The organism is Parapedobacter koreensis (assembly GCF_900109365.1).
GTDB classification, from domain to species: Bacteria; Bacteroidota; Bacteroidia; order Sphingobacteriales; family Sphingobacteriaceae; genus Parapedobacter; species Parapedobacter koreensis.
Window position 1 is genome coordinate 456,498 of the sequence record NZ_FNZR01000002.1, and the last position, 25,504, is coordinate 482,001.

Consider the following 25,504-nt stretch of genomic DNA (forward strand, 5'->3'; position numbering starts at 1 on the left):
GCAAAAAAGCGGTTTTTACGTAAAAACAACATTACATTACCAAACAAAACCCTACTGATCAACCATTTAAATTAACGCCAAAAAATATTGACAAAAAATTTAAAAATCATAATAGAAATATTATATTTTTGCGCAAAAATGAAACTTAAATTGACAGGTTATGTATTGGACACTAGAGTTAGCCTCACATTTGGAAGATGCACCTTGGCCAGCAACAAAAGACGAGCTTATTGACTATGCGATACGCTCAGGTGCTCCAGTGGAAGTCATCGAAAACTTGCAAGCTTTGGAGGATGATGGTGAGCCTTATGAAAATATAGAGGAAATTTGGCCCGACTACCCTACCAAGGACGACTTCTTCTTCAATGAAGATGAATATTAACGGATAGCCGCCCCGCACGAAAACGTCCGGGGCGGTGTTGTTTTAATGTCAACCTTTCCCTATACACACCATCGTTATGGAAAACAGCATGCATCACACGGCCCACGAACGCATTGCAGCGCTTTTTAACGAGATATACCCAATCAGCGCTGGCTTATCCGAAAGCATCCGGCAGCACAGCAAGGTGATTACGGTCGAAAAAAGGGCGCAACTGCTACACATTGACGAGACCTGCAAATCCATTTATTTCATCCTCCGGGGCGGCGTGCGCACGTATTATATCGACAAGGAAGGCAATGATATCACTTCGTGGTTGCTCTTCGAAGGCGAACTGGCCATATCGGTATATAGTTTTTTCAGCCAGCGGCCCAGCTTTGAAGCCATTGAAACCTTAGAGAGGTGTACCCTGCTTGCGCTCACCTACGAAAAACTATCCCTTTTGTATCGCCAATACCCTGAATTCAACTTCATCGGTCGCCACCTCACCGAGCACTATTACATCCGCAGCGAAGCGAAGGCTAACACGCTTCGCATGCTGAGCGCCAAGGAACGCTACCTGGACTTGCTGAAAAGCCAACCACAGCTGCTAACACGCGTGCCCCTGGGATACGTTGCATCTTACTTGGGTATCAACCAATCCACCCTAAGCAGAATCCGGGCAAGTATTTGATTTTTTGACTTTTGTCAAAAGTTTTCCCAATGTATGGGATTAGTTTTGCATGAGTTATACAAACTAAATATAGAAAGGAAATCAACTATGGGTGATTACTTCGGTGATTGAATATCCACGCCGTATTGAAAATAAAAAAATCCACCATTGACCATGAAGAAAAAGCATGTCGTTTACTTGATACTACTTGCCGGGGCTATGCTGTTGATTCTCATAGCAATTCCATTTTTTCATATCTACAGAACTTACCTGAAAGAGGATAAAATCGCTGTCGAAACCCCGAAAGGCTACACCAATGATGCAAGTCGACTCAATCTCACCAAAATGGATACCATCATTGATGTGGCCTCGTCAAAAGCAGCTATTGAAAACCAGCTCAGGAGGCTCATTGCCTACAGCAAAACAAAAAACATCCCAATCTCTATTGCAGGTGCTAAGCATAGCATGGGAGGACACACCATGTACCCCGACGGCATACTCATCAATATGCGTCCGTACAACCACATGCAAATAGACTTGGACAATAATATCTTAACAGTGGGTGCCGGGGCGCTTTGGGCAGATGTGATTGATTACTTAAATGGATACAACAAGTCTGTGGCGGTCATGCAGGCATTCAGTTCGTTTTCCATCGGGGGATCCATCAGCGTAAACGGCCACGGGTGGCAGAAAAACACCCCTCCAATATCGTCAAGCGTGGTTTCCTTTACATTGATGGACGCCAATGGCGAAATCATCGCCTGTAGCCCAACCCTAAACCGGGAGCTATTTGGCTTGGCCATAGGTGGGTATGGGCTATTCGGGATAATCCTCGATGTAACACTGAAAATCGTAGACAACACCAACCTAAAATTCATTCGCTACAAAATTAATTCATCCGAATACCTGGATGCGTTCAAAAAATATGCGAGCGATGACAACAGTGTTGAGCTTGTATTTGGCCGACTCAATATAACCAACAAACAGTTTCTTGAAAACGCCACATTAAATGTTTTCAAAAAAACAGGTGAGCAATCGGATGCAAATGGCAAAAATAGCTATAGCCAAATACCCATTGAGGTCAAACGATTGGTTTTTAGGAGTACGGTCAATAGTGAATATGGAAAACGGTTACGTTGGGATTTAGAAACAACGTTAGGCAGATTTGCCTCAAACAACACCGTAACCCGAAACCAATTACTACATGATGATGTCAGTCTCATCGAAAACAAAGATGCTAAATCGACCGATATTTTACAGGAATATTTCATCCCAGCGAGGCATTTCAACACCTATATCGACGAATTGAAAACTGTTCTCCCCCACCAAAACATCGATTTGCTAAATATCACCATACGGGATGTCTATCAGGACGAAATCAGTTACCTCAATTACGCACGGGAAAATGTATTTGGATTTGTATTCCTTTTTAATCAAAAGAAAACAACTCAAGACGAAGAAGCCATGAAAGCACTTACCAATGTGTTGGCTCAACTAGCCCTCAAGTATGAAGGTACATTTTACCTGCCCTACCGGCTACACGTAGATAAAAACACCATGAAAGCGATATACCCGAAAGCCGATGATTTTTTCAGTCTGAAATTGAAATACGACCCGCAGGAAGTATTCAAAAACAACTTTTACACGTATTACAGGTGACTTCTCTATTAGTACGCCATGTGGAGTAGCAGGTTAGAAAGCAGTGCATGACTCAGGCGATGCGTAGTGCTAAAGCACAAGGGGATAATCGTATAGACACTGCCAATAACGCCAAAGTACCTACTAGTAAAGGCCCTTGTTAAACATCTTAGCTATGAAAAAGAAACATGTAAGATTAATCATTTGGTCATCATTATTTATTGCTTTGGTTTTAGGAACCAACTTGACCATTGTTGGATACTTTCTAAAGCGGAACTACACATATAGTAATTACAATGGCAGCTTTAGACATTATGAGGACAGACTGAAAGGCAAATCATATGAAGGAAGAGATAATCGATATGGAACTTTCCTTGAACGTAACCCTAACATCAAAGACAAGCAACTCTACCGTACATTCACTTTAGACCCCTGGCGTTTCTGGGAATGGCGCGAATGGTATTATCATTTTGACCGATTCACACTGCCTTATATTTCGGAGAAAGAGATACAGCGCAATCGCGCATTGGAAGGGCTGGACAACGAACAACGTAAGGATTCGCTGCCATGAAAAAGAAACATGTTAGATTAATTGTTTGGTCTTCCGTATTCATTGCTGTTGTCTTAGTAACAAATCTCACTATCATTGGATATTTCTTGAAAAGGCATTACACTTATAGCAACTATAATGGCACTTTTAGATTTGATGAAATGAGGTTAAAAGGTATTTCATATCATACAAGAAATGAAGCATATCACAATTTCCTTAAACGCAATCCCGACATTAAAGACAAGCAACTCTACCGTACATTCACTTTAGACCCCTGGCGTTTCTGGGAGTGGCACGAATGGTATTATCATTTTGACCGATTTACCCTGCCTTATCTTTCGGAAAAAGAATTGCAACAAAACTGAAACACCGTGACTACACTCAATCTTGTATGGCCAGCGCTTTATGTTTACCAAAAACTGGGAATTTTGGTTTATCATTTTTAGAACTATCATCGTTGAGGCTACGATGGTCAACCTAATTACAAAATATTCCTGGGGAAGGGCTTGGTATCATGATACTTGCTTACCTACCTTGGTTTTTTTCCGTTGTATCCGCTTCGGCCGGGATACCAGTTCTACCGGGATATCCAATAGATCGCGGATAACCACCGATGCGCATGCCCCACCAAATGCGGCCGGCAAATAGGAGATGGTACCATACGCCGAGCGCTTGAAATTGTTGCCGTCGGTCATGACCAGCGAATCGCGCCTTACTTCTTCCGTCGAAAATACGGCCTTTACCGTACTTGCATTGGCCAGCCTTTTCAGTCGCTTGCGTACATAATGCGCAAATACACACTGGTAGGTTTCCGGTAGCCACGTGACGCGTATCATCGTAGGATCGAGCTTCCCGCCAGCGCCCATCGAGCTCACGATGGGCATACCTGCGTTCAATGCCGTCGAAAGCAAGGTCACTTTCGGCGTAATGCTGTCGATGCAATCCATGACATAGTCATAAGGTTTGCTCAGGATTTCACGGCACTTTTGCGGCGTGAGGAACTCTTCCACGACATGCAGTTTCAAATCAGGGTTGATGGCCAGCAGGCGATCCTCCATGATGCGCGCCTTGCTTTGGCCATGGTTGGTGGCCAACGCTGGCAATTGGCGGTTGCGATTGGTGGGATCCACCACATCGCCATCAACGATGGTCATCTCCCCCACTCCTGCCCGGCAGATAAATTCCGCAGCAAAAGACCCCACACCACCAAGGCCCACCACCAGTACGTGTTTTTGTTGTAATAATGCAATCCCTTCATCGCCCACCAGCAATGCCGAGCGTGATAACCAGTTGATCGTTGTCATTTAAATCAGTTGAATCTGTTGCCAAGCCGCAAAAATAGCATCTTTCAACTCATCTACTGTGACCTTACGCAAAAAAGCGGCTTGCTCATAGATGGCTTCGATGCCTTGCCCGCTATCATCCGTTTCGAGGAAAAAAGGCTGGTTTACCTGGCGGAGGGTCTTCGCGGCACCGCTGGCTTCATCCAATATCGCGGCACCAAAGGAAAGAAAAAAGCCCTGCCTGATCAACTGCTCCCCCAATTCGCTCGATTTATTAAATCCGTGCACGATCATCGGTATTTTATGGGCATACCGCTTGCCAACGGGCTGTAGCTCGTCAAACGCCCGTACACAATGAATAATCAACGGTTTGCGGTGGGCCAAGGCCAAATCGACCTGTCGCTCAAACGCGGCACGTTGGACGGGCATTGCCGGACCGCGCAGCCTATCGAAGCCGCATTCGCCAATAAGCCTGACGTTTTCGTCTCCGATATGGGCTTCCAAGAAAGCCAATTGGGACGCTATATTACCGGCGGTGAGGTACCACGGATGCAGGCCAAGAGAAATCCATTTGTCCACAGGCATCGGCTTATCAAGTGAAGAATGGGCATTATAAATTGCCCTTGCGCCGAGTGAGTACGGTGTACAATGGTGGGTATGGATATCAAGAAAAATCACGGGAACACAATTGATGCCGGGTCAAATTTCAACTATTTATTTCACTTCCTTGCATCTTTCAAAACAAAAACCCATATTTGCCACAAGCAAAATGAATTTTCAAACAGAACATATTACTTGGTGGTGGCATAGCAACTGACGTTGTGGCAATCCATCTATTGTAAGTAATCGTGTTACTGAAACGTATAGCGGCTTGCCCATCACCGGCAGGCTTTTTTTATGGCGTCTATATATATGATGAAACAGATATTAGCACATTTATTTGAATTTAAGACTTTCACCAAGAGTGAAGCGTATGAGATACTGACCCACATCGCTTCGGGAAAGTACAACAACTCGCAGATAGCGGCGTTCATGACGGCATACGGCATGCGCAGCATCCGGGTGGAAGAACTGGAAGGGTTTCGCGATGCGATGTATGACCTGTGCCTTAAGCTCGATTTTCCGGGGTATCAACTGATTGATCTTTGCGGTACGGGCGGTGACGGTAAAAATACCTTCAACATCTCCACATTGGCTTCCTTCGTGGTGGCGGGTGCCGGCTATCCCGTGGCAAAACACGGCAACTACGGCGTTTCGTCCGGATGCGGTTCGTCCAACGTGATGGAGCACCTGGGCTATCAGTTTACCAATGATAAAGATACCATCAGCCGCCAGTTGGAAAACGCTAATATTTGTTTCCTCCATGCACCGCTGTTCCATCCGGCGATGAAGACCGTGGCACCCATCCGTCGCGAATTGGGTGTAAAGACTTTCTTCAATATGATTGGGCCGTTGGTCAATCCGACCAATCCCCGCTACCAGTCCGTTGGGGTATTCAGCCTGGAGCTGGCCCGCCTCTATGGTTACCTCTACCAGCAATCTGACAAGCAGTATACCATCCTCCATGCGCTGGACGGCTATGATGAAATTTCGCTGACAGGCGACTTTAAGACGGTTACTAATAAAGGGGAACACTTCTATACCATCGAACAATTAGGCTTTGCCGCGCAATCCGCCCAAAGCATCCACGGTGGGGAAACCGTGGAGGAAGCGGCAAGAATATTTACGGCAGTCATCAACGGTAGTGGCACCACGGAGCAAAACAATGTGGTGCTCGCCAATGCGGCAATCGCCATACAGACAATCCATCCGGAGAAAAGTTTCGGCGACTGCTACTATGAAGCCGAGGCTTCGCTATTGAGCAAGAAAGCGCTGGAGAGTTTTCGCAGGTTGGTTCAATAAAGCGAACATGGATAATCATAGGGTATCCGTGATTATCGGAAGTATCAATGTGTGTCATCAGCGTTCAGAAAAACAAAAGCGTGAACCCGAAAATAAAAATATGCGGTTTGAAATTCCCCGAAAACATCGGGGCGGTGCTGGCATTGCAACCGGATTATATCGGCTTCATTTTCCACGCTGCCTCTAAACGTTTTGCCGGGGCATTGGATGCGACTTGGGTGGCGGGATTACAAAGCAGAGCAAAAAAGACTGGCGTATTTGTCAATGCGGATTTGGATCAGGTACGGGCAGCAATCGGGCAATACCACTTCGAAGCGGTGCAGTTGCATGGAGACGAAAGTGCCGAGTACTGCGCCGGACTGCATGATCTCGACGTGGAAATCATCAAGGCATTCGGTATCGGAGAAGGCTTTGACTGGGCTGTATTGAACGATTATGAAGCGGTGGCAGATTATTATTTGTTTGATACGAAAAGCACCGGATACGGCGGTACCGGCACCCGCTTCGATTGGCGATTGCTTGATGGCTATCGATCCGACAAGCCTTTTTTCCTAAGCGGCGGCCTAAGTGCAGAAAACATACAAGATGCCTTGCACCTGGGTGATGATCGCTTATATGCCTTGGATTTGAACTCCAAATTCGAGATTGAACCGGGCGTCAAAAATATTGAATTACTGAAACGAACGTTACAAACGATGAACGATGAGTGAATACCAGGTAAACGACAACGGATATTATGGCAATTTTGGCGGTGCTTACATCCCCGAAATGCTTTACCCCAACGTGGAAGAATTGCGGCAACAGTATCTTGCCATTATCCAAAGCGGTGACTTCCAACGGGAATTTGACAGGCTGCTGCGGGATTATGTAGGTAGACCCTCACCGCTATATCCAGCTGCGCGCCTTTCCGAACGCTATGGTGCGAACATCTTCCTTAAACGGGAAGATCTCAACCACACCGGGGCCCACAAGATAAACAACACGATTGGCCAAATCCTGCTTGCCGAACGGCTTGGCAAGAAACGCATCATCGCCGAGACGGGGGCTGGCCAGCATGGCGTGGCAACGGCCACGGTGTGTGCACTGAAGGGGTTGCAATGCGTGGTTTATATGGGAGCCATTGACATCGAACGGCAGGCACCCAACGTTGCCCGCATGAAGATGATGGGAGCCGAAGTGGTGGCCGCCAATTCGGGCAGCAAGACCCTCAAAGATGCCACCAACGAAGCCCTGCGCGACTGGATAAACAATCCCGTGGATACGCATTACATCATCGGATCGGTAGTAGGTCCCCATCCCTACCCGGATATGGTTGCCCGGTTCCAATCGGTCATCTCTGCCGAAACCCGGAAACAACTGCTGGAAAAGACCGGACGTGAAACGCCCAACTATGCCGTGGCCTGCGTAGGGGGCGGCAGCAACGCTGCCGGCATGTTCTACCATTTCCTTGACGAACCCTCGGTAAAGTTGGTCGCCGTAGAAGCCGCTGGAAGGGGTATACATTCCGGAGAATCTGCAGCCACGACCGTCCTTGGCCGCGAGGGTGTACTGCACGGCAGCCGCTCCATCCTGATGCAAACCGCAGATGGGCAGGTCATCGAACCTTATTCTATCTCCGCAGGGCTGGACTATCCCGGCATCGGACCGCAGCATGCCTGGCTGCATAAAACGGGCCGGGCAACCTACGCGGCCATCACGGATGACGAGGCCATGCAAGCCGGTCTCCTGCTTACCCGGCTTGAAGGAATCATCCCGGCCATCGAAAGCGCCCATGCATTGGCCCAGCTTGAAAAAATGGCTTTCAAGGGCGACGAAAATGTTGTCGTGTGCCTATCCGGCCGCGGCGACAAGGATTTGGATAATTACATGAAGTATTTTGGGTTTTAAACCATGAATCGGATCAATCAATTATTCGCCGACAAAGGCGACAGACGTATACTTTCCATTTATTTTACCGCAGGCTACCCCACATTGGAGAGCACCCTTGATATTGCCGAGGCTTTGGAAAAAGCTGGTGTCGATTTCCTCGAAATTGGCTTCCCTTATTCCGATCCGGTAGCCGATGGGCCGGTCATCCAACACAGCTCGGAAGTGGCCCTGCATAATGGCATGACCCTCCACGTGCTTTTCGAACAGCTCAAGGAACTGCGCAAACGCGTCTCCATTCCGGTATTGCTGATGGGCTACGTGAACCCGGTATTGCAATATGGTGTGGAGAATTTCTGTGAATCGTGCAGAGCAGTCGGCGTGGATGGCGTGATTGTGCCGGACTTGCCGATGTATGAGTTTGAAGAACACTATCAATCTGTGTTCGAAGCCAATGGGTTGAGCAATATCTTTTTGGTGACACCTCAGACTTCTGAAGAACGTATCCGTAAAATTGATGGCTTATCCACGGGATTTATTTACCTCCTTTCTTCCTCGGCCACCACGGGCAAGAACCTTTCGGTATCCGAAAGCACGACGGCTTATTTTTCGCGTGTCCGCGCCGTGGGCCTAAAGAATCCTACGGTTATCGGTTTCGGCATCTCCGACCATGAAACGTTTGTCCGTGCAACGGAATACGCCGAAGGCGCTATTGTGGGTAGCGCCTTCGTACGATTGCTGGGTGAGGCGGATTACCGGGAGAAAATACCCCAGTTTATCCACCAATTGAGGGGCTAAACGGATGGGCATCAGTCCATCCGCTCTTTTAGGATTTTTCCGTCCGAATCAAAGCGCACCTGTAAATCACCATAACGGCTTTCCAGCTCTACTTCGTAGGCAACCGTTCCTGCTGTGTCTATTTTTTTTGCATCTTCGACGCGGTAGCCATCAAATTCCGTTTTCAGCTGTTTCTTGACCGCCTCCGGGAGCGCGCTGGAAGCGATTTCCTCCTCATGCTTCAACACCTTCCCTTCTGGGCTGATGAATGCCTTTTGGTCTCTTCCTATCAAACCAACGTTGAACTCGACCTCATAACTACCATCTTTTCTCCGCTCCCATTCTACTTGGCGTGCCTTTGAAAATTGCTGTTGGAACGCATTGATTACCACAGCAGGCACTCCCCGCGGCGAAGCGCCTTGCGCCATCACTGAAAGCCCTGTCAAAAAAAGGACAAATAGATTGAATACTAACTTTTTCATGTTCATACATTTTTGATTCGGTACAAATCAACTCATCAAAGTAGGAAAAACTTTGGAAATTGGGATTTGCTGTAACATCTACCCAAATTCGGCATCAAATAAGCGAAAACCGGGGCCCCTGAAATACCACAGGACCTGGAGAAAAGAACCCATAAATCTATTCGTAACATGGCAAACACATTATCCATAGCAACCTGGTGGCACACCTTAGCAGGAGTCGAAAAATTCTTCTGGGCTGTAGCCCTGTTATTCTCCTTCATGTTCGTCGTGCAGACCGTCATCTCCTTCATCGGAGGTGACGATGATGGCACCTTCGGTGATTCAGACGAATACGTGGAAGGCGATGGTGGTATTGACTACCAGTTTTTTACCATCAAAAACTTCATTACGTTTTTTACTGTTTTTGGATGGGTTGGCTTAGCTTGTCTTCAAGGCGGCTTATCCATGTTCCAGATTGTCCTTTGGTCGACCTTATCAGGCCTCGCCATCGTACTGATTATGTTTTTCCTCTTTTCCAGAATGGCCAGGCTTCGCTCCAGTGGCACCTTACAGATTCAAAATGCATTGCAGAAACAGGCAGAGACTTACCTGCGGATACCTGCTTTGCGAAGCGGTTATGGTAAGGTACATGTGCGGGTACAGGGATCGCTCCGCGAACTACGGGCACTCACTGACGATGAAAACGATATTCCGACCGGGAAACCCGTGACGGTCGTCGGCATCGTGAATGAAAGCGTATTGCTGGTCACCGGGATGAAGTAGTCAACAGATTTTTACACCTAATAACACACAAAACCGTATGGAATTTATCTTGATTGCAATTGCTGTAGGCATCATTATCGTATTTGTCTTTATTGTCTCACTATTCAAGCGGTACAAGCGATGCCCTTCGGACCGCATTTTGGTTGTATATGGCAAGGTCGGCAAAAATGCCTCCGATGGTACCCGCACCGCAAAATGTATTCATGGTGGAGCTGCTTTCATCTGGCCTGTGATTCAGGACTATTCGTTCCTGGATCTCACGCCCATTTCCATCGAAGTAAACCTGACCAGCGCGCTTAGCAAGCAAAACATCCGGGTAGACGTGCCGTCGCGCTTCACGGTAGGCATATCCACAGAACCTTCCGTCATGCAGAATGCGGCAGAGCGGCTGCTGGGATTGCAACGCCCGCAGGTGCATGAACTGGCTAAGGACATCATCCTCGGTCAGATGCGCTTGGTGGTGGCCATGATGGATATTGAGGAAATCAACAACAACCGGGACAAATTCCTGCACAATATCGCCACCAATGTGGAAGCCGAGCTCAACAAAATCGGCCTCAAGATGATCAATGTAAACGTAACGGATATCAAGGACGAGAGCGGCTATATTGATGCTTTGGGGAAGGAAGCGGCGGCCAAAGCAATCAATGACGCTAAAATCAGGGTGGCCGAGCAAGAGCGATTTGGCGATGTGGGAAAAACGGAAGCTGAAAAAGAACGTGACATCAAGGTGGCCGAAATGCTGCGTGACCGGGATACCGAGGTCGCCATTGCTACCAAAGACAAAGAAGTCAGCATTGCTGGGGCAGCCCGTGATGAAAATATCGGTAAAGCCGAAGCCCAGCGGGATACCCGGGTAAAGATCGCTGATGCCAACGCCATTGCCGTACAGGGCGAAAACCTTTCCAAGATCCAGATAGCAGCATCTGATGCCGAACGTCGCGAGCGGGAGGCTGAGGCCCTTAAAAAAGCCGTGGCAGCCGAAAAGGTACAACAAGCCAAAGCACTCGAAGAAGCCTACAAGGCTGAACAGCGGGCGGAAGATGCACGTGCCGAGCGTGATCGCGCCGCACAGAACGCCACCATCGTGGTGGCCGCTGAAATCCAAAAGCAAAAAGCCATCATCGAAGCCCAGGCCGAGGCTGAACAGCTACGGGAGAAAGCCCGGGGTGAAGCAGATGCCATCTTTGCCAAACTGGAAGCTGAAGCACGCGGGGTATATGAAATGCTGACCAAGCAGGCCGAGGGCCTCAAGGAAATCGTCAAGTCGGCGGGTGACAACCCGAAGGATGCGGTACTGCTGCTGATTACCGATAAATTGCCCGAGCTGGTGAAGCTGCAGACCGAAGCCATCAAAAACATCAAGATTGACAAAGTCACCGTATGGGATGGTGGAAACGGTGGCGGTGAGGACGGCAAAACCTCCACGGCCAACTTCGTGTCTGGCCTGTATAAATCCGTACCGCCACTGAAGGATATCTTCGATATGGCCGGGATGGAACTGCCCAGCTACCTGGGCGAAAGCAAGGGCGACCAGCCACCGCTCGCCAGCAGGCAACCCAAAAAAGATCGGCCTGGAAGTGGCATACAAGATGCCGAAGAAGTGAAATAACTGTTAAAACCTGCCAAGTTTTGAAGGCCATACGTTGGAAACTTGGTAGGTTTTTACCTACCTTTGCATTATTGTGGTAAAGGTATTCGTCATATTACTCACTTTCATCTATGCGTTCTCGGCAACGGGTGCAACCATGCATTTGCATTACTGCTGCGGGGAGCCCCAGAGACTAGCGATGGAACATGAAAAACCTGGACATGAAGATTGCCCGCTCTGTTTAACACACCACGGATCGGAAAAAAAAGATACCATTTGCTGTACTGACGGCAGCAATAGTGACGACGATAGCAATGCCAGTTGTGATACCGATCGGGCAGGATACGCACACTGCCAGAATGTAAAGGTGGAAGCGAAGAAAACCACCGAGGAACACCTTCCCAGTGTGGACAAAAAGCTGGCAAAGATCTATCCGCTGGAGCTATTGGTTTTCACCTTAGCCTACGTCATCGACCTGCCGCTGAATATCCGCCATGCCGTCCAAACGGCAGATGACGGCCCGCCCAACACGGCTGTCCCTTTATTCATCCAGCACTGCACGTACCGCATTTGATTGTTGAATGTTTGCCCTCGGGTAGAGCCCAGCTGCTTCGCCCGTTGCGACAATGGTGCAACCGCACCAGATTTTGTTTTAAATCAACATCAGCAATCAAATTCGTATACCATGACTTATCTTATCAAAGCGTACATTGCGCTATTGCTCTTGCTACCGACCTCGCTGCCAGCCATGGCCCAGGATCGGAACGACCTTACCTTTACCGTGTCAGGCAACTGCGACATGTGCAAGGCCCGTATCGAGAAAGCGGCAAAAGATGCAGGCGCCGAAACGGCCATATGGGATGCCGGGAGCCAACAGCTCCGGCTGGTCATCAATCCCAAAACAACAAGTGCTGAGGCCATTAAAAAAAGCGTCGCTGCCGCAGGCCACGACGTGGATGGGCTGCGTGCAGACGACGGTGTCTATGAAGGACTGCCTGCTTGCTGCCATTACCGGGATGAAACAAACATCCATAAGGCCGCCGCACAAGGCCATGACGACCATTTGGTCACGGGCGTGGTCATGCAGGAAAACAACCGTGGCGAACTTACGCCCATCGAATCAGCCAACATACACTGGGTAGAAGACGCCACCATCCATGCGCAGACCGATGCTTCCGGGGTATTCAAGATTGGCCACCAACAACACTTTAAGCAGCTCGTTATCTCCCATGCGGGAAACCAACCGGACACGCTCACCATCACCAACCCACGTGAAGTGGTGGTGGTCACCGCGAAGGACAACGTGCTGGCCGAGGTATCCATATCGGCAAGACGGCGATCCAACTACATTTCAGCGCTCAGCCCCACCCGGCTGGAGGTATTGACGGGGCAGGAACTGTTCAAGGCCGCGTGCTGTGATCTCAGCGAAAGCTTCGAAACTAATGCATCGGTAGACGTGGTGAGCAGCGATGCCGTCACGGGCAGTAAACAAATCCAGATGCTCGGCCTAAGCGGCATCTACACGCAGTTGACGGTGGAAAACCTGCCGGGGCCACGTGGACTGGCTGTGCCACTCGGACTGAACAGCATCTCCGGAACATGGATTGAGTCCATCCAAATCGGCAAGGGCATCGGCTCCGTGGTGAACGGCTTTGAAAATATTGCCGGACAAATCAACGTGGAGTTGAAGAAACCGGAAACTTCTGAGCAACTCTTCTTTAATGCCTACACCAACAACATGGGCAGATCCGACATCAACCTCAACCTGTCCCACCGATTCAATGAACGGTGGACGGGCGGACTGTTGCTGCATGACAATTTCATGTATAATAAAAACATGAATTTCAGCAACAATGGTTTTCGGGATATCCCAGTGGGTAACCTCTTCTCGGGTGTCAGCAGGTGGAAATACGAAGACGGGAAAGGCTTCATGCTCCAATTCGGTGCCAAGTTTCTCAGCGACGGCCGTACCGGTGGCCAGATAGACTTCGACCCCGCCACGGACAAGCTGACGGAAAACCGATACGGGCTGGGCTTTGATATCGAGCGTTATGAGGTATTTGCCAAGATAGGCTACGTATTCCCCCAGCATACCCAACGGAGTATCGGATTGCAGCTCTCGGGCACATCGTACGACCAAAGCTCCTATTTCGGTCTGCGCACATACGACGCCGAACAACGCAATGCCTATGCCAACCTGATTTACCAGGACATCATCGGTACCGTCGTGCACAAATACCGCACGGGCCTCAGCATGCAGTACGATCGGTATCATGAACATTACATCGGGCAACGCTTTGCACGTACCGAAATCGTCCCGGGAGGCTTCTTCGAATACACGTATAGCCCATCCGAAAAATTTGATGCCGTCTTGGGCATGCGGGGCGACTACAACAACCTATACGGCTGGTTTGCCACGCCCCGCGCACATGTGCGCTACCAACCTGTGGCCGGTACCACCTTCCGGATCAGCAGCGGCCGTGGACAGCGTACGGCCAACATCTTTGCGGAAAACACGGCGGCATTGGCCAGCTCGCGTATGGTACGCATCGCCTCGGCTAATAGCAATGCAAACGCCTACGGACTCAAACCGGAGGTCGCCTGGAACACGGGCATCAGCGTTGACCAGTCGTTTCGGCTGTTCCACCGTGAGGCATCCATCAGTGCCGAATTTTTCAGAAACAACTTCACCAACCAGGTGGTGGTTGATTATGAAAACCCACGCGAACTGGCGTTTTACAACCTGGAAGGCCAGTCGTATTCCAATAGCCTGCAAACCGAGCTACGTCTTATGCCTTTGCCGAATTTCGAAGCACGGATGGCCTATCGATTTTTTGACGTGAAGACCACCTACGGCAATACGTTGCTGCAAAGGCCATTGGTAGCCCGCCACCGCGGTTTCCTCAACCTTGGCTACGCAACTCCTAGCGGCGGCTGGCATGTTGACTATACGCTCAACATCACGGGCCAGAAGCGATTGCCGTCCACGACGGCCAACCCCGTCGAATACCAGGTACCGGGACATTCGCGTACATACACCACGATGAATGCCCAAATCAGCAAAACCGTAGGCAAGATCCATCCCATTGATCTTTACATCGGTGGTGAAAACCTGACGGACTTTTTCCAGCAAAATCCGATATTGGCCGCAGACCAGCCCTTCAGTCAGTTTTTCGACTCCTCGCTGCTTTGGGGCCCCATCACCGGCAGGATGTTTTATGCCGGGATTCGGTTCGGCATCAAGTAGGATTTAGGTTTGGAGCAAAGATTGAAGGAGTAAGGATATCCTTATTCCTTCAATCTTACTCCTTGTTCATTTAAGCATCCAGCAATGCTTCGATATCAAACTTCTTCATCTTCATGTAAGCCTGCATGACCCGTTCTGCACGTCCGGGATCACCCAAGAGCTTGGGCAAAATCGTTGGCACGACTTGCCACCATACCCCAAATCGGTCTTTCACCCAACCGCACATGCTTTCTTCGCCACCTTCAGTAAGCTTATCCCAGTAATCATCTACTTCTTCCTGCGTTTCGCAATCGATCACCAGCGAGATTCCTTCATTGAACGTAAACGGCTGCGGAACCGCACTGTCCATCGCCATAAACACCTGATCACCAAGCAAGCGGAAACGTGCATGAACAATGGTGGCATCATGCGCTACCTGGCCGGGTGCATAATTTGCCAAAAATGTGATCGCTGAATCACGGAATACCGACATGTAGTGATCCATTGCCGCGCCAGCCTTTCCTTGTTGCTCGCCACAGAACATCAGCAAGGGCACAAACCGCTGCCCCACGTCATCACTATTGCCCAGTGACAGTTGCCAATTGACCCCGAAGCGATCCTGTACCCATCCGTACCGCTCACTCCACCCGTATTTATCCAAGGGCATCAATACGGTACCGCCATCGGCAAGCTGGCTCCATGCACCTTCCAATGCCCTGCGGTCTTCGAGGGTCACGTAAAACGATATGGCCGCGTTGGGCTTGAATTGGGAACCACCATTTAAACCCATGAATTTGATACCATCAAGTTCGAAGGTGACCACCATCGGCGTGTCTGCCGTGATGGTTGCATTGGCAAAAACTGAACAATACAAATTGGCAGCTGCTTTAGCGTTGCCATCAAACCAAAGACATGGATAAATGGAATTTTTCATAAAGCAAAATTAGTATCACCTCATCGAAAAGAAGCTGTGCAAAAGCGACAACTATCGGGGGCATTCATGACAATCCGTACCGTTGCAATTCAACACTAAGACGTGCCGTAGGCAAACCCACAACGTTGGTATACGAACCTTCAATCTTTTCAATGGCGACGGCACCAATCCATTCCTGGATGCCGTAGGCACCGGCTTTATCAAACGGCTGGTAATGGTCGATATAATGGGTGATTTCTCCGGGGGCAAGCGTTCGGAAATAAACCGCTGTCACCTCGTAGAATATGGTGATATCTCCCTGGTGAAGCAACGCCACTGCGGTAATTACCTCATGTTTTCTTCCGGACAACTGCATGAGCATATCCGTTGCCTGTGCTTTGTCAGCGGGTTTACCGAGGACTAGGCCATCAATGGCCACCATGGTATCCGCCGCAATGACCAACTCATCCGTGATGTCGGTGATGAATGCCCTGGCCTTTTTTTCGGCAACATATTGGGCGGCAGTAATTGGATCGGCCTGATCGGGGAACGACTCATCCACCGCCTTGACCACGACTTCAAAGGGAATCCCCATAAGTGACAGCAATTCTTTTCGGCGCGGCGACTGTGAAGCCAGGATAATCTTCATCTCACCGATCCTCCCAAGTGCCCTGAAGCTTCATCACCTTTTCCAAGACATCCCGCACAGCGCCCGCTCCCCCATTGCGGAATGAAATGTATGCCGCCACGGCCTTAATCTCTTCCATCGCATCGGCTGGGCACGTAGGCAGGCCGACAACCTGCATATTGGCTAAATCGGGAATATCATCACCCATGTACAGGACATCTTCAGGTAAAAGCCGCTTTGCTGACAACCAGTCACGAAGCACTGCATTTTTGTCATCAATACCTAAAAAAATATCCGTGACACCCAATCCTTCCATTCGCTTCTTAACTCCTAAGGATTTACCCCCCGTGATGATGGCTACCGGATACCCCCTTTTGACCGCCAATTGTAACGCATAACCGTCTTTGATATTGAAAGACCGTAATTGTTCGCCTTGTTCCGTCACCAAGATGTTTCCATCGGACAGTACGCCATCCACATCCAGTACAAAAGCTTTTACCTGTTTAAATTTATCAAATAACATGGCACTTCGACTAATTGCGACCAAACTTAGCCAAAATCCGCCGAACGCCATGTTCCTTTTAAAAAAACATGGCGTCAATCGCAGGTACATCTTGTCTTGTTTTCTGATCTCAACTATACTGGTATCCTACTGAAATGGTGTAGGGGATACACGCAGGCCTGCATTTATATATTTTGGCATAGGATTTGACAGTATACCCGTGAAAGCGCTTTAAAAGTGTTTCAAGCCACAAAAGCGGCAATGTTCTTTTGACAATTTGTTAACAAAAGGTTCATTGAGAAATAAAAAAATGGTGTTAATTTTGCATCATGTATTTAACCCGAGTAATACCGGGGATTTAGATTGTCTTTTCATAATTTAGGTTTATAATTGGTTAGTAACAAACCCCGGTGCCCATCATCGGGGTTTTGTTTTTTATTTATTTGTCGCCTTTGCCGGTTCCCCCTCCAGGCTTTGCAATGGAACCGCGCATATCGGTATCGGCTTGGATATTTTGCATCCGGTAATAATCCATCACACCAAGATTGCCGCTGCGGAACGCCTCGGCCATTGCCAGGGGTACCTGAGCTTCGGCTTCAATGACCTTCGCCCGGGCTTCCTGCGCTTTGGCCCGCATCTCCTGTTCGGAAGCAACGGCCATGGCCCTTCGTTCTTCTGCACGGGCATTGGCCACTTTAAGGTCGGCCTCGGCTTGATCAGTTTGCAATTTTGCGCCTACGTTTTCGCCGATGTCGATGTCTGCGATATCGATAGAGAGGATTTCGAATGCCGTACCGCTGTCCAATCCTTTTGCTAAAACGGTTTTTGAAATGCGGTCGGGATTTTCAAGCACTTCTTTGTGATTTAACGCCGAACCGATAGTGGTCACAATGCCTTCTCCCACACGTGCGAGGATGGTCTCCTCCCCAGCTCCACCGACCAGCTGATTAATGTTGGCCCGTACTGTTACCCTTGCTTTTGCGATAAGCTGAATACCGTCCTTCGCTACGGCTGCTACCGGCGGTGTATTGATGACCCGTGGGTTTACCGATAGTTGCACCGCATCAAATACATCGCGGCCTGCGAGGTCAATCGCCGTAGCCAGTTTGAAATCCAATGGAATATTGGCCTTATCCGCCGAAATCAACGCCTTTATCACGTTGTTGACATTACCACCAGCCAAAAAATGGGTTTCGATTTCGTTTGAAGTAATGTTTAAGCCTGCTTTCGTAGAAGTAATCATTGCATTGGTAACCAATGCAGGTGAAACCTTGCGCAACCGCATCAGCAGCAAGTTCAACAGGTTGACACGAACACCGGATAACTGTGCGGTGAACCACAGATTTACGGGGAGCAGGTAGAGCAATACGAAGAATGCTACAATAGCTCCTACAATAATTAAAATAGGGGTGAAATTGGGATCCATAAGGTCAATATGTTTTATAGCGCTAATACAGTTTCTAAAGGTACAACTTTTTAATGGCGATTCAAAGGTTGTTGCGCTTTTTAAAACCGTCGCGCGCTATAAAACATCGGCGCACTAAATCTTGCGAAGCCGACCGGAACCTGATGTCCTTACGTTCGTTTGTGCATTTCCGCTGTAATTGACATTGCCAGATCCGCTAATGGATGCATCCAATTGTTTATCGGTATGGATGGTAATATTGCCCGATCCGGATATTTTAAGGTTTGCAGATTGGCTTTTTAGTTCACCGCCATCAAACCGTCCCGATCCACTTATGGAAATATTACTCTCCGTTGCGTCTCCGGCAGCCGTTATCCGCCCTGATCCGCTGATCGCACCATTGAAGACCTGCACATCAGATTCAAAAGTAATGCGCCCGGATCCGCTCAGCGCCGCACTAAGCTCATTGCCCGACAGGATTCCCGATACGGTAACATTCCCGGAGCCAGATTGCTTAATCCCATCGAGCCGCTTGGCGGTTACATGAGCGGTCACTTTACCCCAGTTGCGTCCCATTTTCCAAGAACCTTTTTTAAATCCGATTTCCAACGTGCCGTTTTCCACCTTGGTCTCGACTTCACGGATGGCAGCATCGTCACCCACTAACCGTACGGATTCCCGGTCGCCAAAATGTACTTCCACATCAATGCTGCCGCTATTGGCTATTGCATGGAAGCCTTGGACTTCGCGGACTTCATCGCCAAAAGACAGCCCCGCGGCCGCATGAACCAATCCGATACTAAAAAATGGCAACAACAATGTCAACCAGCCTAATGAAGATAGTTTTTTGTTCATGGTATTCTTTTTTCTTTGTGTTCTTTTGATAAGACGCCATAAAATGGAATACGTTGCAGCGGTGGCGCCATTTTTTTTAACCAACTCCTCACCATATGCCATTATTGCATAAACCACTACAAACTGCTATTTTTAACGCGTTTTCGAATATTGTACGATATCGCTTATGAAAATTCTTCCCGTAGCCGGAACGGAACTGGATCGGTTGTTTGTAACCATGGCTCCCCCGCTTTACCATGGAGATCCCAATTACCTAAGGCCATTGGACCAGGACGTGCTGGATGTATTTAACCCCCTCACCAATTCGTATCACGAACGCGGCCAATGCGCCCGCTGGCTCCTCCACGATGACACCGATCGCGTTATTGGCCGTATCGCAGCGTTTTATAATTTTGACACCTTTGATCGCGATGAATTTCCCATTGGAGGCTGTGGTTTCTTCGAATGCATTGATGACCAAGAGGCGGCAAATTTATTGTTTGACACGGCAAAAGCATGGCTTGGCGAAAAAGGTATACAGGCCATGGATGGGCCAATAAACTTCGGGAACAGGGAACGTTGGTGGGGCTTACTTACTGACGGTTTCCACCCACCCTGCTACTGCTGCAACTACAATCCGCCGTATTATCAACGGCTTTTCGAGCAATATGGCTTTCAGCTCTATTTTAAACAATTCACCTATCGCCGCGAAATCGCCGCCGAAATTTCCAACAGGGTGGCTGAAAAAGCGGCATATGCCTTACGGGATACCGATTATACCTTTCGTCCTATTGACCACCGCCAGCTCGAAAAGGTTGCCGAAGACTTCCGGACGGTCTATAATGGAGCGTGGGCCCGGCATGAAGGGGTAAGCCCAATGAGCAGGGACAGCGCCTTGAAGCTCATGCAAACCATGAAACCCATCATCGATCCGAAAATTATTTGGTTTGCCTACCACCAAGACCAGCCGGTGGGTTTCTGGGTCAACATCCCAGACGTAAACCAACTTATCGTGAAATACATGAACGGACGCCTGGCATGGTGGGGCAAGGTGCTTTTCCTTTGGAACCGCTGGCGGAAACGTTGCAAGACCATGTTTGGCATTGTATTTGGCGTAGTGCCAGAGCACCAGCGGAAAGGCGTGGAAGCCGCCCTCGCAATGGCTGCCGCAAAGGTGATGCGGGATCGTTCACAGCTGCGCTACGAAGACTTGCAGATGAACTGGATAGGTGATTTCAATCCGAAAATGATGAATGTGGCCCGGTATGTCGGTGGTACCATCTATAAAACCCACCACACCTACCGCTACCTGTTTGACCGGCATAAACCGTTCGAGCGGCATCCTATCCTGTAGCTGGGCGAGATCACAATTGTTTGTATCTTTGCAAAACCGGGGGGATAGCGTTAATAATGAAAAAGCTAACGTTCAAGACACCTATCTATTTAGGTTTTTCCGTTTTAATTATCCTTCTGTCAGCCAGTCTGCTGTATGGATTCTTGCTGTCTGGGCGGGTTGTTTTTCTGATGGCCGCCGTTTTGGCATTCATGGCCATCCTATGGATATTCGTTTACGTGGCCAAATCGGTGGGAGCGCTGCAGGCCCAGCAGGAGGAACTCCGTACGATCAATGACAAGCAGTCCGGCCAATACAAAAATGAATTTCTTGCCAATATGAGCCATGAGCTACGCACGCCGCTCAACAGCATCCTCATATTGGCCAAATTGCTGGAAAACAATAAACCGGGCAATCTCCTGCCTGAGCAGGTACAATATGCCACGATTATCCATCGCGGGGGCAGCGAGTTACTCAACCTCATCAATAACATCCTTGATTTGGCCAAGATTGAGTCTGGCAACGTAGCGCTGATCATCGAACGCATTGAATACTCGGATATCGCCCAAGACTTGTTCGAACTATTTAGCAGCGTAGCCGACAGCAAAGCCATCGATTTCCACATGGCCATCGATGACGAGTTGCCCCCGTTCATCATTACCGATGGGCAGCGCCTCAAGCAAATCCTGAACAACTTACTGGCCAATGCCTTTAAATTCACAGGGGAAAACGGGCGGATAGCGTTGTCATTCGCCAGGGCGAATCAATCTCCGGCATGGAAAGCAGGGATGCTCAATGGTATTGCTGCCGATCAGGTAGTTGCTGTGTCCGTGACCGATACAGGCATAGGCATCGCCGAAGACAAACAACAGCTGATTTTTGAGGCATTCAAACAAGCGGATGGCTCCACCAGCCGCCGATTTGGCGGCACCGGGCTTGGGCTATCCATTTGCCGGGAGCTGGCCACTGCGCTTGGCGGCGAAATCCACGTCACAAGCGAAGAGCATAAAGGCAGCACATTTACACTATTTATTCCGCTGCGGTATGTGGGCGGGGCGGGAAGCGATCTTCAACCGGTGCTTTCCGAAGTACCAACCATCACAGGGAAGCAAGCTGCTGAATCACTCGACGAAGTCTTTGCTACGTTACCTCAAGCTGTCGCGCCACCATTGAAAAATGCGTTGCTCACCGAAGCTCAGGATACGGACGTGCCGCAGGTATTTACCGATGTGCATCAGGCACTAAAAGGCAAACGTATCTTCCTTGTGGATGACGACATGCGCAACATATTTGCGCTAAGCACGGTCTTCTCGACTTATGGGATCAAGGTAGAAATCGCCAACAACGGGATTGAGGCACTCGACGTGATTCAGCAGCAGCCGAACATTGATTTGGTATTGATGGATATCATGATGCCGGCATTGGATGGTTATGAAGCTATCAAGAAAATCAGGACGATCGATCGGCTTGCCAAATTGCCCATTATCGCAATGACTGCCAAAGCCAAGCAGGGGGACAAGCGGCACGCACTTGATGCAGGGGCAAATGATTACATTGCCAAGCCGATAGCTATTAATGAACTACTCTCCCTAATACGGGTATGGCTAAGCTAATAAAATAATGGGTATATCGTTTGAAAATCTGGAAGAACTCATTGAGTTGATCAACCACGTCCATGGTTTTGATTTACGAGGCTATACCCGTGCGTCACTTAAAAGGCGGGTGGCGCATATCATGGAATTGTACCGCCTTGATTTCAATAACCTGAAGGACAACCTGGTGAATACATCCGGTTTCTTCAATCGGTTTTTAACCGAAGTGACTGTCAACGTGACGGAGCTATTCCGCGATCCGGCTTTTTATGCAGCCTTGCGAGAAGAAGTTTTTCCTTACCTCGCCACCTTTCCGCATATCAAGCTTTGGAGTGCCGGCTGTTCGAGTGGTGAAGAGGCGTATTCCTTGGCCATCTTATTAAAAAAGCAGGGATTATACGAACGTTCCTTTATCTATGGCACGGATATCAATTCCAAGGTATTGGAACGTGCCAAACAAGGCATTATCGATTTGAGGAAGATGAAAGAATATTCAGACAATTACCTTCAAACCGAATCCGGGGAATCACTTTCCGAATACTATACTGTCCGGTACGACGCAGCCATCATGCATCACGAATTGCGTAAAAATATCCTCTTTTCGATTCATAATTTAGTCTCTGACGGGGTGTTCAATGAATTTCAGCTCATCACGTGCCGCAATGTACTCATCTACTTCGATTTGACGCTGCAACAGCGTGTACTCAAGCTGTTGTATGAAAGCCTGGCAATGTTTGGCTTTCTTTGCCTGGGAACAAAAGAAAGCCTCCGATCCGAGCAGTTGAAGCATAAATTTCGTTTAATCAATAAAAAACAAAATATTTATCAAAAAATTGCTTAGGCTGGCCCCACATATCGCACACAGACTTCAACGGATTGAAGTAATATTACTGGCTTGTTCTGCGGGTGGGTTTAAGGTTTTGGTGGAAATGCTGAAGGCATTTCCAGAAAACCTATCAATCGGGGTACTGGTCATCATCCATCGGAGTCCCAAATACGAGACCAACATCGAAGAAAGTATCGGGACGAAATGCCGCATTGCTATCAAAGTTGCCGAAGAAAAAGAACCCATTAAACCCGCTACCGCATATTTCGCACCCGCAGGGTATCATCTATTGGTTGAGCCTGACCGTAGCCTGTCTTTGGACGTTTCCGAACCGGTGAATTTTTGCCGACCTTCGATAGATGTGACGATGCAAAGCACCGCTGATGTGTATGGTGCGTCCGTAGCCGCCGTACTGTTATCCGGCGCCAATCAGGACGGTGCCCAGGGTATGCAAACCATCCGGAATGCTGGCGGTTTATGTATTGTGCAGCATCCAGAATACGCAGAAATCAAGGCAATGCCCGAGGCCGCTATTGCGCGGGGCGCGGCAACGCTCATCCTTAATGATGAAGAACTGGTGGTCTTCAGTCAGGAATTAAATAACCATATTTTGAAGCGCGACTAACAATGGAGAAATTGAAGCTGGTCATCGTAGACGATAAAGAAGAGAATGTACTGAGTCTAAAGGCATTATTAGCTGACGTAGACAACCTGGACATTTGGGGCAGCACTTCTCCAAATGAGGCCTTGCGGTATTGCTGGAACCAAGATGTAGCCATTGCACTGGTAGATGTACAGATGCCGGAAATCAACGGTTTTGAATTTGTCTCCTTATTGCAAAGTAACCCAAAGACCTGGCAAATCATGGTCATCATGATTACGGCGATATCCAAGGAAGATAAATCCCTGCTCAAAGGATTGCATAGCGGTGCCGTGGATTACCTGTATAAACCCCTTAATCCAGACGTGACGCTGGCCAAGGTGAAATCGTTTATGCAACAGGTATACATCCAACGGGAACTGAAACGGAAAAATGAAGAACTGGAACGTTCGCACATGGAATTGGTCAAAGCCAAAAAAGAGGCCGACCTTGCCCGCAAGTCAAAAGAAAACTTCCTTGCCAACATGAGCCATGAAATCCGTACGCCGATCAATGGCATCATGGGCATCACCACCATGCTGAGGAACTCCCCGCTCAATGAAGAACAGTCCGAATGGCTGGACTACCTCGAAAATGCATCGCAGCAACTGCTGCTCATCATCAACGATATCCTTGATCTTTCTAAAATTGACTCGGGCAAGATGCGGCTTGACTATGCCAAAACATCGCTTTCTAACATTATCAAGGAGCTCAACAACCTGTTTGCCTATAAAGCGGAGCAGAAAGGCATTACATTCCATGTCGTCACGGATCATAACCTACCTAAGTTCATCCTTGCAGATTCCCTTCGGCTGACCCAAATATTAAGCAACCTGATTTCAAATGGCATTAAGTTTACGGAAAAAGGAAGTGTCACCCTGGAAACGACATTGCTCAGCCGTGCCAAGCAACGCGTCCATATCCAATTTTCGGTGAAAGACACGGGCATCGGTATCAATAGCAGTGCCATCGACAAAATCTTCCAGTCGTTTGAACAAGGAGAAGAAGGCATCACCAAGCGCTTTGGCGGCACAGGCCTAGGGCTGGCAATTGTAAAACGGCTGGTAAACTTGTACCAGGGACAGATTTATGCCCATAGTGAACTCGATAAGGGCAGTGAGTTTGTATTTCAATGTTGGTTTGACGAGGAAGCCGCTGACGCGGCTCCAAAATCGGATAAGAAACAATATACCGATATGCCGCCATTCAACGATATCCATGTCCTCCTTGCCGAAGACAATGAGCTGAACAGCTTCATGGTGAAACACATGCTCAATACGTGGGGCATATCAGTAGACACCGTCAAAAACGGCAAAGAGGCATTGGATAAAGTAGAACATACGGCTTACAACCTTATCCTCATGGATGCACACATGCCGGTGATGAGTGGGTTTGACGCCATCCGAATCATCCGAAACGACCAACGAGAACACATCCGGCGCATTCCGATTATTTCCATATCTGCATCCGTATTGCAACGCGAGCAACAAGCGGCCTACGCGGCCGGAGCCGATGCAGTAGTGGGCAAACCATTCGACCCGGTATCCTTGTACCAAATCATTAAAACACTGACCCGAGCAAATACCCGGGCCAGCGAGTAACACCAAAATTACAATTACATGATAAATGCACTTTTCTACCTCTCTAAATTCAACTACCTTTGGGGCGCAAACACCAAAATGGAGTTAAATTGTTTAACGTATACTTGGTAACCTGAAAGATT

26 protein-coding genes are annotated in these 25,504 nt (G+C 48.6%); 18 read left to right on the forward strand and 8 right to left on the reverse strand.

Translation table 11 applies throughout. The annotated features are described in order from the left end of the window. Positions 1-160 precede the first annotated feature (160 nt). From BMW65_RS06175 to BMW65_RS23840, 5 genes are all read left to right on the forward strand, one after another. Complete coding sequence (locus tag BMW65_RS06175) at positions 161-382, forward strand: DUF2795 domain-containing protein (protein ID WP_002996718.1); 222 nt, start codon at positions 161-163, stop codon at positions 380-382. Positions 383-458: 76 nt separating this feature from the next. Then, positions 459-1,052: a Crp/Fnr family transcriptional regulator gene (locus tag BMW65_RS06180; RefSeq protein WP_090603659.1), complete on the forward strand. Its 594-nt coding sequence runs from the start codon at positions 459-461 to the stop codon at positions 1,050-1,052. Positions 1,053-1,205: 153 nt separating this feature from the next. Next, on the forward strand, positions 1,206-2,690 hold the full coding sequence (locus BMW65_RS06185) for an FAD-binding oxidoreductase (RefSeq protein ID WP_090603661.1): 1,485 nt from the start codon (positions 1,206-1,208) through the stop codon (positions 2,688-2,690). Between the two features lie 154 nt (positions 2,691-2,844). Next, on the forward strand, positions 2,845-3,240 hold the full coding sequence (locus BMW65_RS06190) for a hypothetical protein (protein WP_090603663.1): 396 nt from the start codon (positions 2,845-2,847) through the stop codon (positions 3,238-3,240). Beyond that, positions 3,237-3,584 carry a hypothetical protein gene (locus BMW65_RS23840; protein WP_143053825.1) on the forward strand — a complete coding sequence of 116 codons (348 nt, stop codon included), beginning with the start codon at positions 3,237-3,239 and terminating at the stop codon, positions 3,582-3,584. The genes BMW65_RS06190 and BMW65_RS23840 overlap by 4 nt, the downstream gene beginning before the upstream one ends. 147 nt (positions 3,585-3,731) lie before the next feature. Here the strand turns inward: BMW65_RS23840 and BMW65_RS06200 are convergent, their stop codons facing one another. Beyond that, on the reverse strand, positions 3,732-4,523 hold the full coding sequence (locus BMW65_RS06200) for a tRNA threonylcarbamoyladenosine dehydratase (protein ID WP_090603667.1): 792 nt from the start codon (positions 4,521-4,523) through the stop codon (positions 3,732-3,734). Next, on the reverse strand, positions 4,524-5,180 hold the full coding sequence (locus BMW65_RS06205) for a TatD family hydrolase (RefSeq protein WP_143053826.1): 657 nt from the start codon (positions 5,178-5,180) through the stop codon (positions 4,524-4,526). It abuts the gene before it with no gap. A 237-nt stretch (positions 5,181-5,417) separates the two neighbouring features. Here BMW65_RS06205 and trpD point away from each other — a divergent pair, with 237 nt between their 5' ends. From trpD to trpA, 4 genes are all read left to right on the forward strand, one after another. Then, complete coding sequence (trpD, locus tag BMW65_RS06210) at positions 5,418-6,404, forward strand: anthranilate phosphoribosyltransferase (protein WP_090603671.1); 987 nt, start codon at positions 5,418-5,420, stop codon at positions 6,402-6,404. A 107-nt stretch (positions 6,405-6,511) separates the two neighbouring features. Then, complete coding sequence (locus tag BMW65_RS06215) at positions 6,512-7,114, forward strand: phosphoribosylanthranilate isomerase (RefSeq protein ID WP_245747520.1); 603 nt, start codon at positions 6,512-6,514, stop codon at positions 7,112-7,114. Continuing rightward, complete coding sequence (trpB, locus tag BMW65_RS06220; RefSeq protein ID WP_090603675.1) at positions 7,107-8,291, forward strand: tryptophan synthase subunit beta; 1,185 nt, start codon at positions 7,107-7,109, stop codon at positions 8,289-8,291. Before BMW65_RS06215 ends, trpB begins: the two co-directional genes overlap by 8 nt. A gap of 3 nt (positions 8,292-8,294) precedes the next feature. Further along, entirely contained in the window at positions 8,295-9,068 is a 774-nt protein-coding gene (gene trpA / locus BMW65_RS06225; protein WP_090603677.1) for a tryptophan synthase subunit alpha, read from the forward strand. An 11-nt stretch (positions 9,069-9,079) separates the two neighbouring features. Here the strand turns inward: trpA and BMW65_RS06230 are convergent, their stop codons facing one another. Continuing rightward, positions 9,080-9,529, reverse strand: a complete 450-nt coding sequence (locus tag BMW65_RS06230; protein ID WP_177181020.1) for a PepSY-like domain-containing protein — start codon at positions 9,527-9,529, stop codon at positions 9,080-9,082. Between the two features lie 168 nt (positions 9,530-9,697). Here BMW65_RS06230 and BMW65_RS06235 point away from each other — a divergent pair, with 168 nt between their 5' ends. The 4 genes from BMW65_RS06235 (at position 9,698) to BMW65_RS06250 (ending at position 15,129) form a co-directional block, all read left to right on the forward strand. Continuing rightward, a complete protein-coding gene (locus BMW65_RS06235) occupies positions 9,698-10,291 on the forward strand; it encodes a hypothetical protein (RefSeq protein ID WP_143053827.1) in 594 nt (197 codons plus the stop codon). 37 nt (positions 10,292-10,328) lie between these two features. Beyond that, entirely contained in the window at positions 10,329-11,903 is a 1,575-nt protein-coding gene (locus BMW65_RS06240; protein WP_090603683.1) for a flotillin family protein, read from the forward strand. Between the two features lie 178 nt (positions 11,904-12,081). Continuing rightward, positions 12,082-12,456, forward strand: coding sequence for an HYC_CC_PP family protein (locus tag BMW65_RS06245; RefSeq protein WP_090603685.1), 375 nt, complete (start codon positions 12,082-12,084; stop codon positions 12,454-12,456). A gap of 111 nt (positions 12,457-12,567) precedes the next feature. Beyond that, positions 12,568-15,129 (forward strand): TonB-dependent receptor, encoded by a 2,562-nt coding sequence (locus BMW65_RS06250; protein WP_090603687.1) that lies wholly within the window; start codon positions 12,568-12,570, stop codon positions 15,127-15,129. Between the two features lie 70 nt (positions 15,130-15,199). Here the strand turns inward: BMW65_RS06250 and BMW65_RS06255 are convergent, their stop codons facing one another. The 5 genes from BMW65_RS06255 to BMW65_RS06275 form a co-directional block, all read right to left on the reverse strand. Continuing rightward, entirely contained in the window at positions 15,200-16,042 is an 843-nt protein-coding gene (locus BMW65_RS06255; RefSeq protein WP_090603689.1) for a VOC family protein, read from the reverse strand. Positions 16,043-16,106: 64 nt separating this feature from the next. Continuing rightward, positions 16,107-16,670 carry a Maf family protein gene (locus BMW65_RS06260; RefSeq protein WP_090603691.1) on the reverse strand — a complete coding sequence of 188 codons (564 nt, stop codon included), beginning with the start codon at positions 16,668-16,670 and terminating at the stop codon, positions 16,107-16,109. Position 16,671: 1 nt separating this feature from the next. Beyond that, positions 16,672-17,172: a KdsC family phosphatase gene (locus BMW65_RS06265; protein WP_090603693.1), complete on the reverse strand. Its 501-nt coding sequence runs from the start codon at positions 17,170-17,172 to the stop codon at positions 16,672-16,674. 418 nt (positions 17,173-17,590) lie between these two features. Then, positions 17,591-18,577 carry a flotillin-like protein FloA gene (floA, locus tag BMW65_RS06270; RefSeq protein WP_090603695.1) on the reverse strand — a complete coding sequence of 329 codons (987 nt, stop codon included), beginning with the start codon at positions 18,575-18,577 and terminating at the stop codon, positions 17,591-17,593. Positions 18,578-18,691: 114 nt separating this feature from the next. Next, on the reverse strand, positions 18,692-19,411 hold the full coding sequence (locus BMW65_RS06275) for a head GIN domain-containing protein (protein ID WP_177181021.1): 720 nt from the start codon (positions 19,409-19,411) through the stop codon (positions 18,692-18,694). Positions 19,412-19,577: 166 nt separating this feature from the next. Here BMW65_RS06275 and BMW65_RS06280 point away from each other — a divergent pair, with 166 nt between their 5' ends. Genes BMW65_RS06280 through BMW65_RS06300 form a run of 5 tightly spaced genes read left to right on the forward strand, consistent with a single transcriptional unit; the run spans position 19,578 to position 25,382 of the window. Then, entirely contained in the window at positions 19,578-20,744 is a 1,167-nt protein-coding gene (locus BMW65_RS06280; protein ID WP_090603699.1) for a hypothetical protein, read from the forward strand. 56 nt (positions 20,745-20,800) lie between these two features. After that, a complete protein-coding gene (locus BMW65_RS06285) occupies positions 20,801-22,336 on the forward strand; it encodes an ATP-binding protein (RefSeq protein WP_090603701.1) in 1,536 nt (511 codons plus the stop codon). Between the two features lie 7 nt (positions 22,337-22,343). Then, positions 22,344-23,156: a CheR family methyltransferase gene (locus BMW65_RS06290; protein WP_090603704.1), complete on the forward strand. Its 813-nt coding sequence runs from the start codon at positions 22,344-22,346 to the stop codon at positions 23,154-23,156. After that, a complete protein-coding gene (locus BMW65_RS06295; protein ID WP_177181022.1) occupies positions 23,149-23,766 on the forward strand; it encodes a chemotaxis protein CheB in 618 nt (205 codons plus the stop codon). The genes BMW65_RS06290 and BMW65_RS06295 overlap by 8 nt, the downstream gene beginning before the upstream one ends. A gap of 2 nt (positions 23,767-23,768) precedes the next feature. Next, the gene (locus tag BMW65_RS06300) at positions 23,769-25,382 is read left to right on the forward strand and encodes a response regulator (RefSeq protein WP_090603707.1); all 1,614 of its coding nucleotides are present in this window, start codon (positions 23,769-23,771) and stop codon (positions 25,380-25,382) included. Positions 25,383-25,504: the final 122 nt, after the last annotated feature.